This is a genomic window from Pararhizobium sp. A13 (genome assembly GCF_040126305.1).
Taxonomy (GTDB): Bacteria; Pseudomonadota; Alphaproteobacteria; order Rhizobiales; family Rhizobiaceae; genus Pararhizobium.
This window is the reverse complement of record NZ_CP149510.1, coordinates 3,083,268-3,097,957: the sequence shown is the minus strand read 5'-3', so window position 1 is coordinate 3,097,957 and position 14,690 is coordinate 3,083,268. Positions and strand designations below refer to the sequence as shown.

Here is a 14,690-nt window from a genome sequence, read left to right as displayed (position 1 = left end):
AAGACATGGGTGACAACCTCGGGCATTCCAGACCATAGCCATGACGGTGGAGACGTTGATTTTTTCGCGATGAAGCCTGTCATTGACGCCCCTTGCCTTGCCGCAGTTTCAGCGGGCTTTCGCCGTATTGATGCTTGAAGGCGCGGGAGAAGGACGACAGGCTGTCGAAGCCGCAGCGAAGTGCGATGTCGCGGACACTCAACTCCGTATCGCTGACCAGCCGATGTGCCGCCTGCAGGCGAAGCCGCAGATAGTAAGTGCCGGGGCTCACGCCGAGCGCCTTGGCAAAGCGCATTTCGAGCTTGCGACGGGATTGGCCGGCTCGCAGGGCAAGCGCTGCGATCGACAGCGGCCGGTCGAGCGTGCGTTCCATCAGCCGGATGGCGCGAGCCAGTTCCGGATCGAGCGCTTCCATGCGGCCGAGCGAGACCAGCGGCTGCGCGTCCGATGGCGCATGCGTTTCGTCATAGACGAAGATGCTCGCCACATCGAGCGCAACGGCCGAGCCGAATCGCTGCCTGATCATGTGCAGCATCATGTCGAAGGTTGGCGACGCCCCACCCGAGGTCCAGAATTTGCCGTCGGTGACGAAACGATCGGCCTTGACCGACACGTCGGGAAACGTCAGAGCGAAATCCTCCAGTTCCTCCCAATGCGCCGTTGCCGAGCGTCCATTGACGAGACCGGAGCGTGCCAGCAGCCAGCAGCCTGATTCGATACCGGCCACGACGGGAAAATGCCGTGCGCAGGTCTGCAGGCCGGCGATGAACGCCTTGCCCGCGTGGCGCTCCAGATTGAAGCCACCGATCACCAGCAGAAAATCGCCCGCCGCGCGCGCCGAAAACACGCCGTCGACGGCGATCGAGACACCGCAGGTCAGAAGAACCGGCTCACCATCGGGAGAGAGAATTCTCCATCGGAAGAGCACTTTCCCGGCGACGCGATTTGCTGCGCGCATCGGATCCAGCACGGAAGCGAGCGACATGATCGACGATTCCGGCAGGACAACGATGACGACAGAAACGCCGTGTTCGGATGGCTCTTTTTGCGGCATGGTAAAAATGTCAAATCTTCTGCGCTTTATGTCAAATGAAATGTGGGCGTTCGGGGCATGATGAGGTGGTAAGAGACCTCCCATTCGCAGTGCTGCTCGGCCTGCGGATGTCTGGAAATTCCCCTATCCGACCTTTACCGGACGGGCCGAACGGCAGACATGCCTTCGGTCCGTTTTTTTTAGGATTTGGGCTGCCGATGCTTGTCTTTCCCGAAGCTGCTCTTTGATTCGGCAGGCGGCACGACCTTCGACTTGCAGGCCTCCTCCCGCTTTCCTCGCGTTCGAAGCCGATCAGTCCGCCGAAGAAAATCGCACCACAGAAGCGGGCGATGATGACCAGATAGACTATTTGCGTGGCGGGAAAGATATGGCCGAAAACCGGGTCCAAGCCACCTGAACGCACTGGCAAAAACTTGGTTCCACAACAACATCGCCGACGATCAGCGGGCCTGTTTGGCTCTTGCCAATCCGTGCTCGATCAGCCGGCCGATCAGTTCAGGGTAGGACGTCCCGCTCGCCGCCATCGCTTTCGGATACATGCTGATATCGGTGAAGCCTGGCATCGTGTTGACCTCATTGATCACCGTGCTCATATCCGGCCGCACGAAGAAATCGACGCGAGCAAGCGCCTCGCAGCCCAGCGCGACGAACGCTCGCCTAGCCATGTCCTGCAGATGTTGCGCCGTCTGTTCGGGGAGCACTGCCGGGATGTTGATGGTGGCTCCCGTCTCGTCCAGATACTTTGCCTCATAGGTGTAGAAGCCGTGCCCCTCGCCCGTCACGATCTCGCCGGCGACGGAGACCACGATTGCGCCGTCAGGCTTCTCAAGTACCGCGCATTCAATCTCGCGGGCCTGGACGAACTCCTCGACGAGAACCTTGGTGTCAAACTTGAACGCCTCGGCGAGCGCGACGTGAAATTCGCCGGCCGTTCGCGCCTTGCTGACACCAACCGACGAGCCTTGTCGCGCGGGCTTGACGAAAATCGGCGAGCCCAAAATGTTTGTGACGTCTTCGAAAATTGGGCTTTCGCCGGATCTAACCGTGATGGAGCGGGCGACCGGCAAACCCGCGTCCCGCAACAGACGCTTTGCCACGTCCTTGTCGATGGCGATGGCCGATCCGAGGATGCCGCAGCCGACCAAGGGAACACCCGCAATCTGGGCAAGCCCCTGGACCGACCCATCCTCGCCATGCATCCCGTGCAATACGGGAAACAGGATATCCATCACAGGCAATTCGCTGGAACCGGCGGGGCCGCCAAAAGCGAGAAGAAGACCGCGACCACCGGGCAGCAAGCAAACCCTTGTCCCGACATAGGCAACGGGGTCCGGCAGGGCGCCATCAACCAGTTCGATCAACAACCATTGCCCGGCTCGATCAATAAGAATCGGGATGATCTCATATTTGTCGACGTCGATTGCCTTGATGACATTGCGAGCCGAAAGGATGGAAACATCATGCTCCGTGGATTGCCCGCCAAAGAGAACAGCAACGCGCAATTTGGAGGTCATGACGTTTCCTTCCGAAAGATTGGTCTCATGAGGCGGATGCCAAGCTGTAACCGACCAATTGCAACCAAATTGAGATGTCTTTCGCAGTTTATGTCAGCCGATGGCATATCTCGTCACGGCGCAGCCGGGCCACCGACGCCAATGCGTCGGGCTGCGAGCCGCAAACGGATGTCTGATCGAGAAAACCGCTTGATCGGACGTCAATTGGGATCAGAGGCGATTTAACAGCGGCAAAAGGGAAACGGCCCCTCATGGAGCGCCGCCATCGAATGCTCGATGAGATTGGACACAAGGACGAGCACGCGATAATTTTTGCGAGATGCGAAATTGTGCCTATCGGAGCGATGTCGGTATTTATTGAAGTTTTGGCGACCCCTGCAGGGCTCGAACCTGCGACAACCTGCTTAGAAGGCAGTGACCCACTGCTTACCAAGCAGTCGGTCAAGGTAATGAAATGTTATGCAAAATCCGGACCTTGAAGTTCATCGCCCGGGTTAGTTCGGGGCTGATTCCGGGACTTCGCGCTGCTTTCGAGCGCGAGGGCCACCTCGCCGTCCATCACGTGCGCGTATCTCGCGGTGGTAGTGATATTGGAGTGGTTCAGCACCCGCTGTACGAGTTTGAGGTTGCGGGTCTCGCGAAGCAGCTTCGACGCCCGGTCGTGGCGGTGGTCATGTAAACGGAAATTCTTGACTCCGGAACGTGCCAGATCGCGCCGCCACTGAGACTGCACGCCGTGATACTTTATCGGATACCGTTTTCCAGCGACTTTCCCTTCGCGTGTGCGGCGGGCAACAAATGTGAAAACGAACTCAGGATGACGGCCAAGGCACTCGAGTATCTCGCGTATGCTCGGGGGCATCGGCGTCCAGACTCGCGTGTCGCCCTTGCCTGCCGTCGTGATCTCGCCAGTTTCCCAATTAACGTCCGACCAACGGATCAGCGATTCCTTCAGACGGCGGCCGCTCAAATGGAGAAACAGGTGCCACGGCCGATAGTCCTCTCTAATCGAATGATCAATCGCATGCTGTTCAGCCAATTGAAGCTCGCGGACCCGTTCCTTCGGCTCTTTCAGTTTATGCTCGCTCCAATGCGGTTCCCGGGGAAAATTGTGCGTGCATATCAGATGGAATCGCAGCTGGCGATTTATCCCCGGGTGATCGTGGACCCTGACGTACTAGAGATCGCGCGGCAGTATCGAGGCGCTTATCACCACCCGGACGATGAAGAGGCCTACGTGAGAAGCGGCCTTGCGGAGGATGGGGATGGCCAGCTATGGCTCGATTACATTTCATACGAGTCCTACGACAAGGCTGGCGGAGACCTTGACGCATACGCCTCATATCTTGAAGGGATCGGACAGTTAATCCATGGGGGGTTACAGCACGCGTTACTATCGGTAGTACGCAAGCATGTGTGGCTTCACGCCCTCTATGTAAGCCAAATCGAGCTGTTTTCTGTTGCTGGTTTCCAGGCGGATGTCGAAGCGGAAGCGCAACGCTTGCAGGTGGCCAATCTGCCGACCTTCGCTCCTGAGTACGCACAAGCCCTGTCCAGAATAGCTGAACAGGACGCTGCAGGTGCGACAGCCACGTAGGGTCAGGGTCATTGCTCAACATCTAAAGTCAACAACAGTTCGGCCAGCTCGTCCCGTGTCAGAGCTTTAACTCGTTCGCTGTTGAACCAAAGCCCTTCATCGGAAAATTGGACTCCCTCGCGCAGGGTAGTATCGGAGTGCAACTCTAAAGCCGCAAGTCGCCTACCAGTCTCAGGCTTGGAGAACAGAATGCCGATGATTGCGCTCTGTATGGCCTTGACGATTGGATGATCTGGGCTTGCCTTGCTCATATTGCTAAGTTTCCAACGGGGCAGCTATGCGGCCAATCTGGTTAGCATCGATCACGCCCGAGGAAACGAGGGCAAGTGCAACATATTCACCAGGATTTCCTCACGTTGGATGCCGGATTCGCCCTTATGCCTTTCGGAGGCTACGACGACGCCAGGCGCATTGTCCGCGCTAGGAAGTGGTCCTTTGCGTGCCGGATAAGCTGATGTGGACGGCCGAGGCGGCGGAGGCGCGGCAACCAACTCCGCAACGAAAGCCGCGAGAGGGCCAATATCCTCTTTGGAACTCGCAGCCTCAAGGCATGCCATGTACTCATCCCTCCGTTCATAAGGAATGACGGTCCAAGGATACCCTCCTTCAGCCAACAGGCAATTCATCAGGAAGCGCGCGCTACGCCCGTTTCCATCCATGAAAGGATGGATGTAAGTGAACAAGAACGGGGCCAGTACGGCTTTGACTCGTGGATCGTCTTCCTTGTCGATACATTCAAAAAGAGCTTCCATCCCGTCAAGAACCGCGTCCGGGGAATAAGGAACATGACCGGAGCCGAACAGGTAGACAGGACTGTTTCGGTACCCGACCAGTTCAAATTGTTTTCGGATGTTGGCATCGACGAATGGCTGGAACATCGCCTTGAACCATTCCTGGTGACGATCCCACAATAATGGTCCAGCAGGTTCGTTCTGCAGAATGCGACCTACGTCAGCCTTCACCTCATTGAACGCGAGCCAATAGCCACGCGCTGCCAAGGCATTCTGGGTGTCAAAATCGCTGGCATCGATTTCCGGTTGCCAGCTGCCAGCCTTGACCTTCTCAATCAGTTCGGCCGAGACCTGATAGCCTTCAATGCTAAGTGAGTTGTAGGCGTCAGATACATATCTGTCGTCAATATCTCGCAGGTAACCGTCGATATCGTTTATTCTTTTGGGTTCCTGGGTGAAGTGAGAGAGCACGCTTGATCTCATTCGCTCCCACATCAAAGTGATACGAGTAGCGGCGGCCTTGGGCGGACGGCGAGTGTCAAACTTCGTGTCGATGGTTTTTTCGAACGGAGCGATCTCTCGGACATTGTGCTTCCCCTCCTTCAAGCTGAACAGGATCGCATCAGCATCTGTTCCCCGTCCGAGCTGGCGCAAAGCTCCAGCGACCGCCCCAGCCTTCACGACTTTGCCGTCCTCAAGGATTGCGCGAAGAAGTGTTGAGCTACCCCGGATCGATCCGAGTACAGCTGCTGCATCTGTCGCATCTTCGGCCCAGGCCGCTACAGGCAGATTGGCGATAGCGGTCTCGGGAGACAGCATCCGCAAATCCCCCTTTTCGATGATCGCGGTCTTTGAAGTCGGTTTGGTGGTGTTGTAGATATATAAAGAGGTGTTGTTCGGAAGCTCGACTTTCGCGTTTACGCCGGTCGACACGCAGACCACGAGCTGCTCTGGAACCTTCAGGTTCTCGGCGTGGATGCGTAGCGATGCCACCGGATCAAGCCAATATTCATTCTGGAAGCGCTTTCGCAGGTATTGGGCGACGAAGTCCCAATAAACGCTGCCCCACATGGTTTCCACACGGCGGCGCGCTCCGGGCTTGGAGACGGCGTACCATCCGCGCATTATCATCTCAAGGAAGCCTGCTTCGACAAGTTGTCGGCGGTGCTCGCCATCCAAATCGCCTGACTCGACGACTGCCGACTTACTCACGTCAGTGACAGCCTTCAGCGACTGAAGCGCTTCCGCGAGGACGATGTGACTCCGACCCAGGCTCATTGAATTTCCTTCACTGCGTAGCGTAACGGCGTGCTCGTGCTCATAGACAATAACTTATATAAGTCGATTTGCAATAGATTGCGATTGTCGAGTCACAATATTTTACGTGTGTCGACTCACAATAGAATATGAAGGTCGATTCACAATATGTTGACAATGTCGATTCTCAATAGGTTACGAACGACGACCTACAATAACTTTCGTTAAATATATGAATATAAACATTTTTTTAGATAAACTAAATTTAGCGAGCCAAATTGGCTCAGCGCGTCGCCACGCGCCTCACGGGCACAGCCTTGCAGGCTCCAGCTAAGAGCGCATAACTCAACCCATAGGGGAGAAGGAGATTCGTTTTGTACCTAGCATCGCTGACCATCACAAATTTTCGGCATTTTACAAAAACCACCGTCAGCTTTCAGCCAGGTCTCAATGTCATTGTCGGCCCAAACAATATTAGGAAATCCGCTGTGGTCGACGGGCTGCATGCTCTCTTGGCAGGTGCTGACGATCCCTATCCTCGATTCACGTCGGACGACGTTCACCTCCCAAACGGAGGCACTGCAACAGGTGAGATCACCTTCACTTTTGTGTTCAAGGACCTCGACACAGACGACGAAGCTGATTTTCTACATGCGCTCAGGGAAAGTCCTGCTGGCGAAATCGAAGCCGTAATGGGCGTCACTTACGGAGAGCCGGATATCCTGTGGCTTCGGTTTCCGGGATGTCGAGCAGGAACAGCTGCAGGGTCTCTTCGGGCTGAAGCGTTGACGGATATCCTCGCGGCGGCGGACGTGATCAACAGCTACTTGCATAGCGAGCTTTCCATCCTCCTCAGTCAGTTCGGGAGATAATCCCGCGTAGCTCGTCATTGCCAAATCTCCTCCCGACTTAATGGTTTTCAGGTGATCGTCGCTCGCGTCTATCGCTTTGATAAGCCTATTGACTAGCTTGTTCCGCTCTCGCTTTTGGACCGGATCATCGCGGCTGTCCTGCCGAAAGAGCGCTCTGAAACGCTCCATAATATCCCCAGTCGCCTGTTCTATGCCGCGTGCTCGTCGAAGGATTTCATCCAGGCTGCTTTCGGTATCGTACATCTGCGACTCCGCCCAACCGAGCTGGTCGCCCATGTATTTGATGCTCTTGTCGAGTGAATGCTCAAGGGTAGACAGGTCGTTCGAAATCCGATCAGCCGCTGCCTCAAACCGCTCAGCAAATGCGCGAGCTTCGGCGTCAAGGAATATGCGGAGCAACTCGCTTGGATGAAGTGGCCGGTTCCTGGAGCCGTCCCGGCGGTTGTAGATACCCTTTTAAGTACAATGAGGACGTGTCGCACTTGATGGTATCGCAATGCGCAAAATTGGTTGCGCATCGAGGTTCTCAATTGTGATCTCGATTGAGACTGGTGGGATGCAAGTGACCGCTTTATTCGTTATCTGCAGAATAGCGCTGTCACTGACATCGCAGCCCCGAACACCCCCCACCTGCGCGCCACCAGCAGCTTCCTCCACGACACCAACCAGTATTTGCCCGCCATTGTCGGAATTCGCAAAAGCGACAAGGTCTTCCTGGCTGACGCCATCAGGAACTTTCTTGAAATCGACCTGATCGCTCTCCCCCGCAGAAAGGAGATTTCGCGATAGCGGGCTCAGCCCCTTTGTGCGCTTGTTCGGCGGCATTATTGCCTTCGCATCCTTGCTTATCATGCTACAAATTGCAGTATGCAGACCTTAACGCCACAAGGTCCAGTTGAATTGGCACTGATAAACAGGATTGTTAATTAAGCAGACCGACTACCATCGGATTTATCGAGTTATGCCCGATACACGGCGCAGCCGAGTGGAAAATACTAGCCCAAACGCGGTTTGATGCGCTCGGGGACATTATATGCTTGAACAGTCATGACCTCCTCCAGTTCGCGGTGGCGGCCCTTCAAAATAGCCGTGAACGGCATTCTTCTGGTCAATTGGATAGATTTGCCGGGAGTATCGTTCGGAAAAATTGACAGTACAGTACCCAGCAAACAAACGGATTGTGTCCGGGATTTTTTCGGGAACCTACGCTCAGCCAAAGGGATTTCGTCGCACTACGGCTTCCGCATGAAATGCGGGAGCCGTAGGTCACTTTCATGTATATCGCCATATAATCAGGCGGTTAGATGGCGACCCCTGCAGGGCTCGAACCTGCGACAACCTGCTTAGAAGGCAGGTGCTCTATCCAGCTGAGCTAAGGGGCCGCTTGAAGGAGGCCATGGCCTCCGGAAACTGGCAGCCTGGTGTCAGTGAGTCCAGGGCTGCGTACGGCTGAACCGGAAATTGTCGCTGTAGGAGACGCTCTTGCGGGTCGCTTCCTTTGGCGCGATGACGCGGTACTCGATGCCGTTGCGTTCAGCATAGGCAATCGCCTGCTCGGCGGTCTCGAAGGTCAGCTTCACCTGCTGGCGAGTGTCGGCCGAACTCGTATAGCCCATGATCGGATCGATCGTCCGCGGCTTTTCCTGATCGAACTCAAAAACCCACAAATGCGTCTTGGCTTTGCCCGACTGCATGGCGGTTTTTGCGGGTCGATAGATTTTCGCGGACATGTCTCGAGCAGTCTCCACCTTGGTTCCGTCACGCCGGGCTGCCGGTCGCTGCGCATTGCCATAGCGCAGAATGGATCAAAACGGAATGACTTTCCGGCGATATATATGTCGATTTTACGAGTTTGTAGGGTTCGTCGAAACGCTGTTCAAATTCGCCAGACATGTTTGCCCGGCAAAACAAAAGCTTCAACGAATACCGACATTACAGGAAGGAGAGAAGTCGATGGTCGGAGTGGAGAGATTCGAACTCCCGACCCTCTGGTCCCAAAACAGATGCACGCTCGCATAACCTTGGCTTTACAAGCCCTGACTGGACCATATTCTCAAGATTTCACCCCCTAATTCCACTCGTTTCCGTGGCGAAACTGGGGCGGTGACGGACAGCGAAATGGCGATGCCAAAGTCAACATTTCGCGTCCGTGCTGTTAAGCATATATGATGGTTTCAGCGGCAACAACCGTGTTTTAGCTCGCACCAATTAATTCGCTCTTGGTTCTTCCACCGCCCGCCGCAACCGTATCTGGCCAACTCGCTTGCCCGAAAAGACAGCATTTACATTCGCATTCGATCCGGGAATGACCTGGCTGTAGACCTTGCGGATGACCTCGGGGGTTGTCGAGACATAAGCTGCAACTTCGTCGACCGTAGTGCCTTCTTGAAGGAGCCAGGTCACACAGGTGTGTTTAAGCACATGCCGGTTGATTTTCCGCGCCCGTTCTTCCGTAAAGACGATCTTTTTTAGGGTGTAAAACGCCTTGCGACAATCGACACTTCGGCCGTCATAATGGATCAGATACTGATAGCCAGGGACGCCATCACGTTTATCCAGCCTGTACCATTTACGGAGCAATCGTAACAACCGGTCCGGAATCCGAATGGGATCAGCCCGTTTGTTGTATATCTCGTGTTCTTGGTCGGCTCGCCGGTAAAAGATGCCATTCTCAAGGTCGATCCATGGCCGACCGGCTTCTTCGTGGAAGCTGGCTTTCGAAATCCGCTCTGAACGGGTGCCGGTCATCAGTGCAAACACTATAAATCTAGCGACATGCTCCGCCACCCGATGAGTGACGACCCCATTGAAGGTGTGTTGCCTTCGACGGGCAGCCTTATATAGCGCGATTGCCTCTTTCAGGCTGAGATAATGCATACGAGGCTGTGGTTTGGGGGGCAGTGCGTAATTGTGTTGCAGCGCCAGCTTCACTTTTCCTTCGCTGGCACCAAAGTTAATAACAGCCCGCAAAATAACGAGTTCCTGGCGTGCGGCGTTTGGTTTCCGATTTTCTTGGTATTTTTTTGAGTTGGCTTTGTTGACTTGATCGACGGTAAGGCCTCCCCAAAAATCGTTGAGGCGGGCAAACTGCTTTATTGTCCATCGCCTGTTCGCGCCGTTCATCGCCTCGATCCAGTCTTTGTTGGCTTCGAGGTAATGGCGGAGAAGATCAGCAACAAAAACACTTTCCTCATCGAGGCCTTTTTTCAACGGCTTGTCGGCGTATTTCTGGACAATATAGTCCCTTAGGATTTGCCTAGCGCGTTCAACATCAGCGAGACCGCATCTTGTGGGAATTTCGTCCTTGCCGTCTCTGATAATGAAGGTTGCTTTGTGAGTCTGCTTTCCGTTTCCGTCGCGGCGTGCAGTTCGCTTGTAGAGGTAGGGTTCCTTGCGATAGCGCGGCATAGCTCACTCCATTCCTTGAGGATGTCTCTGGTTAAGAAAGTTCTGTTTGGGCTTAACTTTATGGCGGTTAGCTCACCCCGCGCGATTGCTGCACGCAGGGTTTTGACCGACAAGACTCCCCGTTGATTTGACTGGCCTTTGAGCAACCTTCCGCCAAACTCCGGCAGGCATACCGCTTCTTCGAGCGTCAACCATTCGTCGTGTCGCGGCTCATAGGAAGGTTCGGGACTATCGGTCATCGCGCCCGCCAGGCCGGAATTTTGATGACTTGCGTCGCTTTCACGATTTTCCTGTAATCGCATAGCCGGTTTCCTCAGAGCTAACACAGCGGGGTTTTGCTGTGGATTTCATGCGACTCAGCGTGGAAACATGCGGCAGGAAAATCAACTCATCAATTCGGATAAGTATTTGAAAATAAAATAAAATGTCAACATTATGCGATTTTTCGATAATTTATTTGTGTGTGTTTTCAGCAGTGACTAAGGAGTTAAAAATCCGCACAAAATCATTTAGAAAAGCCGAGAACGCACGTGTAAAGCGCAAGACCGCACGCGCCGCCATCCGGCAGCTAATCCTTTCGAAGTATGGGTTCGCAAAAGTACCCTTCGGTATATCGGAGCTTTCGGATCGACGTTTGATTATTCCTGAGGTTCTAGGAGCGCTAGCCGCCGCAACGGGTGCGATTTCTCCAGGAGGTCGGCCTAGCCCGGTCAACGTTCCGTGACACGCGAGGAGATCGCGATGTGAAGCCAGCGACGGCACGCTCTCACTGGGAAAAAATGCCCCTTTGCGGGCTCTGACGCCGGAGCGGACCGCTTAGGGCCACCGTGTTGCTTATCGAAACCGCGAAACTCAACAACATAGGCCCCGCCGGGCTTGAGAATATTGCTTACGGCAAGTGGATAAACCCAGGATTCCCAGTTCACCGCTTTTAAACCGGATTGTTATTTTGCATTCGAAGACCAGATACATCTAATCGAGGAACGCTTACGGTTGCCGCGACGCGCCCAGCGGAGACCTTCGGCACCAATTTTGCTGGGCTTTTGAATTCGTTTCCCGCTTTTTAGAGCACTTCCCTCAAAAGTGATTGAGGGTTCGTATTCGTACTTCGGCAACCCCTTTTTGGGGATCGTTAAACACTTCAACGCCCGCTTTGGACAAGCCCAATACTAACTTCTCAAATTCGCTGGAAGAGATTGATTGTGTTTTCCCGCTCTCGAACCGACTAATTAAGCTCTGGCTTACCTCTGCTTTCGCAGCTAAATCGGCTTGGAGTAGCCCGGCGATGGCCCTGCCTGCTCTCAAATGCTCCCGCTGGACAAGCACATCTATCTTGCCCACTTGCCATCGGATACCGGTACTGGAGTTGTCGGTCGCATCAAGAAACTCGATACCCTCACGTTCAAAGAACCGTTTGAGCTTCGTAGCCTGTGGCCGAAGGTCTCTCTGATACTTTCCAGTCTCTACCCTGAAGACGACATTCCTATCCACGTCAGCACGCGAGCCGACCTCCGCTTGGCCTAAGCCTAGCAGGGACCGAGCGGCACGGAAACTCGCTGCGTTAAACTCCATAAGGTGGACAAGCAGCCGACGTCAAAAAATGTCAACATTACGAGCCATTAATGCATTAACAGAGATACATATGCATTTAATTGACTCCATATGCGTAAAATGGTTGGGTTATGAGGAAGTTTTCCTCTTGATTCGGAGTTGTGAGATGTTCGTTGAATGGCTAGGCGAAGAGCCAACGAGCTTGATTGTGCGCTTGAAGTCGTTGACGGCTGACCTGGAGCGGTTGGCGGCCAACAAAAGGATTTCCTTTTCTAGAGAGCCGATACTGATCGATGATTGGATACTGAGCCGCCGCGCCGTACCGTGCCTGCTCGGTCGGATGACCGGCCATCCGACAATTGCCGACAACAATCCCGGTGTAACAAGCGAGGTGTACTTCCTGGATGAAAACCTTGGCTTGGCCAGGACGCTGAGCCGCTGGTACCGGCTTGAGACGCCGATGGTCGAACGGGCTCGGACATAACGATGGCCAAGGATCATAGCGTTATGACACGCGTTCCCGATGACATTTCATCCGTGATCAAAAAACTTCAAGAACTCGCGGCCGAAGAACGTGGCATCTTCATGAGCACGGTTCTAATTTTGAAGCGCAAGTCCGCTCTTATCGCTTTGGTCAAGTCGGCTCGCAATTTCGTAGCATACTGTGCCTTTGTGCGCTTTGTTCGCCAGCACCGATCTGCCTTCTCGGCACCAGCCTTCGCTATAATCGTAAGCGTACCTAAGACCTGGCGGCTCGGCGACGTGCAATCGGCCGCCGCAACTGCGTTTGGCTACAATCGTGAGGTAAAGTTGCTATGTCATCATCATGGCCGGAATAAAAAGGGTGAGTGGGAGATCGATGCTACCGAATACCTGATGGCTGCAAAGCTCGTAATTCTCAAACACGATGAAACGAGCCCCCACCCCGACTTTGTGATCGCAGCAACCGCCGACCTGAGGCTCGAAATCGGACTTGCGTCGCACTTCCGGGCCTTGTCATCACTCTTAAAATGCGGGGAGATATCTGACGACGCTTTGGCGCTGATCGCGAAGGAGCCTGCGGAGCGCATTGATGCACTTTTTCGAATTGGGCAACCCGTTGAGGTTGCCGCCGCAAGGTTGAAGAAGGATGAACCAGTTGCCGCGCCTTCGTCGGAGACACTTTCGTTGCGTACGAACAAAGGCTTCGGACCTGCGAGCAGCTGGGCGATACAACTCCAAAGAGACTTGGCTGAGTGGCGGTGCGGAAAACTGCCTTGGTCGGAAGTTGACAGGGGCATCTTGCTCTTCGGTCCTCCGGGTACCGGCAAGACCCGGTTTGCGATGGCTTTGGCGCGCGAGTGCGAAATGCACCTCATTTCCACCTCCATCTCCAGATGGCAAAGCTCGCGAGACGGACATCTGGGGGACTTGCTGAAGGCAATGTACGGTAGCTTCGCAGAGGCAAAGTCGAACGCCCCTTGTCTTTTATTTCTCGATGAAATCGACAGCATAGGCGACAGGAAGCAATTCAATTCCCGCTACAAAGACTATTCCGTGCAGGTTGTGAACGGACTGCTTGAAAGTTTGGACGGGGTGGATAGCCGAGAAGGCGTAATCGTGATGGGGGCGTGCAATCACCCCGAACGGATAGACCCTGCCGTCCTGAGGAGTGGTCGCCTAGAAAAACACGTGCATTTCCCCCTGCCCGACGCGGACACCCGAGCGGACATTCTGCAGTTCTACCTTCCGTCGTTAGCTGCTGAACCCAAGCTTAAAGCTATCGCTTCGAGGCTAGTGGGCTTCAGTGGTGCCGATCTGGAACGACTTGCACGGCATGCTAAAAGGACCGCCCGCACCAACAATCGTGACATCGCCTTGACAGATGTCGAAGAACACCTCCAAGCGCCTCAGATTTTGGACGACGCATCTCTTTTCCGGGTAGCCGTCCATGAAGTTGGGCATGCAATTCTAGCCCACGCGCTTGACGTTGGTGTTGTAACGGCGGTGGAAGTTTATGACCAGCGCGAAAGCCACCCAACCGAAAGGGCAGCCCACGGGATCACCTTCATCGAGCAGCCGTTGCGGGGCTTCAGAACCAAGAATGGCATCCTCAACAATATCGCGATGTCCTTGGGGGGCTTGGCCGCTGAGGAAGTTATTTTAGATGATCGTTCGACCTCCTCCGGCGGTGCGAAAGGTAGCGATCTGGAACTCGCAACATCGATGGCAATCGAGATGTGCGGAGAATACGGTTTGGATAATTCGTTGTTCTTTGTCCCAGGCGCGTACGACACTACCGATCCTTCCAGTATTGCCCGAGACCCCTCGTTCAGAGCAGAGGTCAATGTCATCCTCCAACGTGAATTCCGAAGGGCGAAGGAACATCTTAATAGCAGGAAGGAAGAAGTTCTTGCTTTCGCCCTGGCGCTGAAGAAGGAGAAACGCATCGACGGCCTGCGCTTGGAATACTTTCTTCAACAGAAGGGCTCCGATAGGCCAGGCAAACAAAACGCATGACGCGCGAGAGCGCATCAGCATAGCCTTTGCCGAAAATGCTCAGTTAAGGAGTGACGGTTGCCGAGCAGAGTCTGAAGTCCATCGCTCTGATTGGCGAGAAAAACTCGTTCGGTGATCCGGTACGTCAACAGAGATAATTCCCGGCTGCCAAAGGCATAGCGAGTCAACACTACCGGACTGCTCGACGCCCACCGCCTTGCGTAAAAT

At 54.5% G+C, this 14,690-nt stretch carries 13 protein-coding genes, 1 tRNA gene and 1 pseudogene; 4 read left to right on the top strand and 11 right to left on the bottom strand.

What is annotated here, in order from left to right; all coding sequences use genetic code 11:
- Positions 1–79: 79 nt before the first annotated feature.
- The 4 genes and pseudogenes from WI754_RS15305 to WI754_RS15290 form a co-directional block, all read right to left on the bottom strand.
- Positions 80–1,054 carry a GlxA family transcriptional regulator gene (locus WI754_RS15305; protein ID WP_349434321.1) on the bottom strand — a complete coding sequence of 325 codons (975 nt, stop codon included), beginning with the start codon at positions 1,052–1,054 and terminating at the stop codon, positions 80–82.
- Positions 1,055–1,328: 274 nt separating this feature from the next.
- Positions 1,329–1,442 (bottom strand): annotated as a pseudogene (locus tag WI754_RS15300) (MgtC/SapB family protein); the annotation flags it as partial.
- A gap of 52 nt (positions 1,443–1,494) precedes the next feature.
- Entirely contained in the window at positions 1,495–2,568 is a 1,074-nt protein-coding gene (locus WI754_RS15295) for a D-alanine--D-alanine ligase family protein (RefSeq protein WP_349434320.1), read from the bottom strand.
- Between the two features lie 457 nt (positions 2,569–3,025).
- Positions 3,026–3,607, bottom strand: a complete 582-nt coding sequence (locus WI754_RS15290; protein ID WP_349434319.1) for a tyrosine-type recombinase/integrase — start codon at positions 3,605–3,607, stop codon at positions 3,026–3,028.
- On the opposite strand from WI754_RS15290, the gene WI754_RS15285 reads away from it, so the two are divergent.
- The gene (locus WI754_RS15285; RefSeq protein ID WP_349434318.1) at positions 3,593–4,165 is read left to right on the top strand and encodes a hypothetical protein; all 573 of its coding nucleotides are present in this window, start codon (positions 3,593–3,595) and stop codon (positions 4,163–4,165) included. The two genes, WI754_RS15290 and WI754_RS15285, sit on opposite strands and share 15 nt — an antisense overlap.
- An 8-nt stretch (positions 4,166–4,173) precedes the next feature.
- Here the strand turns inward: WI754_RS15285 and WI754_RS15280 are convergent, their stop codons facing one another.
- Both WI754_RS15280 and WI754_RS15275 read right to left on the bottom strand, forming a co-directional pair.
- The gene (locus tag WI754_RS15280) at positions 4,174–4,416 is read right to left on the bottom strand and encodes a hypothetical protein (protein WP_349434317.1); all 243 of its coding nucleotides are present in this window, start codon (positions 4,414–4,416) and stop codon (positions 4,174–4,176) included.
- Between the two features lie 51 nt (positions 4,417–4,467).
- Positions 4,468–6,174 carry a Fic family protein gene (locus WI754_RS15275; protein ID WP_349434316.1) on the bottom strand — a complete coding sequence of 569 codons (1,707 nt, stop codon included), beginning with the start codon at positions 6,172–6,174 and terminating at the stop codon, positions 4,468–4,470.
- A gap of 353 nt (positions 6,175–6,527) precedes the next feature.
- Between WI754_RS15275 and WI754_RS15270 the strand changes: the two genes are divergently transcribed.
- Positions 6,528–7,025, top strand: coding sequence for an AAA family ATPase (locus WI754_RS15270; protein WP_349434315.1), 498 nt, complete (start codon positions 6,528–6,530; stop codon positions 7,023–7,025).
- Positions 7,026–7,481: 456 nt separating this feature from the next.
- Here WI754_RS15270 and WI754_RS15265 read toward each other — a convergent pair whose 3' ends face one another.
- The 5 genes from WI754_RS15265 to WI754_RS15245 form a co-directional block, all read right to left on the bottom strand.
- Positions 7,482–7,877 (bottom strand): ATP-binding protein, encoded by a 396-nt coding sequence (locus WI754_RS15265; protein ID WP_349434314.1) that lies wholly within the window; start codon positions 7,875–7,877, stop codon positions 7,482–7,484.
- A 453-nt stretch (positions 7,878–8,330) separates the two neighbouring features.
- A tRNA-Arg gene (locus WI754_RS15260) sits at positions 8,331–8,407 on the bottom strand.
- Positions 8,408–8,449: 42 nt separating this feature from the next.
- Positions 8,450–8,755 (bottom strand): ETC complex I subunit, encoded by a 306-nt coding sequence (locus tag WI754_RS15255; RefSeq protein ID WP_349434313.1) that lies wholly within the window; start codon positions 8,753–8,755, stop codon positions 8,450–8,452.
- A 478-nt stretch (positions 8,756–9,233) separates the two neighbouring features.
- Positions 9,234–10,433 carry a hypothetical protein gene (locus WI754_RS15250; RefSeq protein ID WP_349434312.1) on the bottom strand — a complete coding sequence of 400 codons (1,200 nt, stop codon included), beginning with the start codon at positions 10,431–10,433 and terminating at the stop codon, positions 9,234–9,236.
- A gap of 1,077 nt (positions 10,434–11,510) precedes the next feature.
- Positions 11,511–11,774: a helix-turn-helix transcriptional regulator gene (locus WI754_RS15245; RefSeq protein WP_349434311.1), complete on the bottom strand. Its 264-nt coding sequence runs from the start codon at positions 11,772–11,774 to the stop codon at positions 11,511–11,513.
- Positions 11,775–12,150: 376 nt separating this feature from the next.
- On the opposite strand from WI754_RS15245, the gene WI754_RS15240 reads away from it, so the two are divergent.
- Both WI754_RS15240 and WI754_RS15235 read left to right on the top strand, forming a co-directional pair.
- Positions 12,151–12,468 (top strand): hypothetical protein, encoded by a 318-nt coding sequence (locus WI754_RS15240; RefSeq protein WP_349434310.1) that lies wholly within the window; start codon positions 12,151–12,153, stop codon positions 12,466–12,468.
- 2 nt (positions 12,469–12,470) lie between these two features.
- Positions 12,471–14,483, top strand: coding sequence for an AAA family ATPase (locus WI754_RS15235; protein ID WP_349434309.1), 2,013 nt, complete (start codon positions 12,471–12,473; stop codon positions 14,481–14,483).
- Positions 14,484–14,690 lie beyond the last annotated feature (207 nt).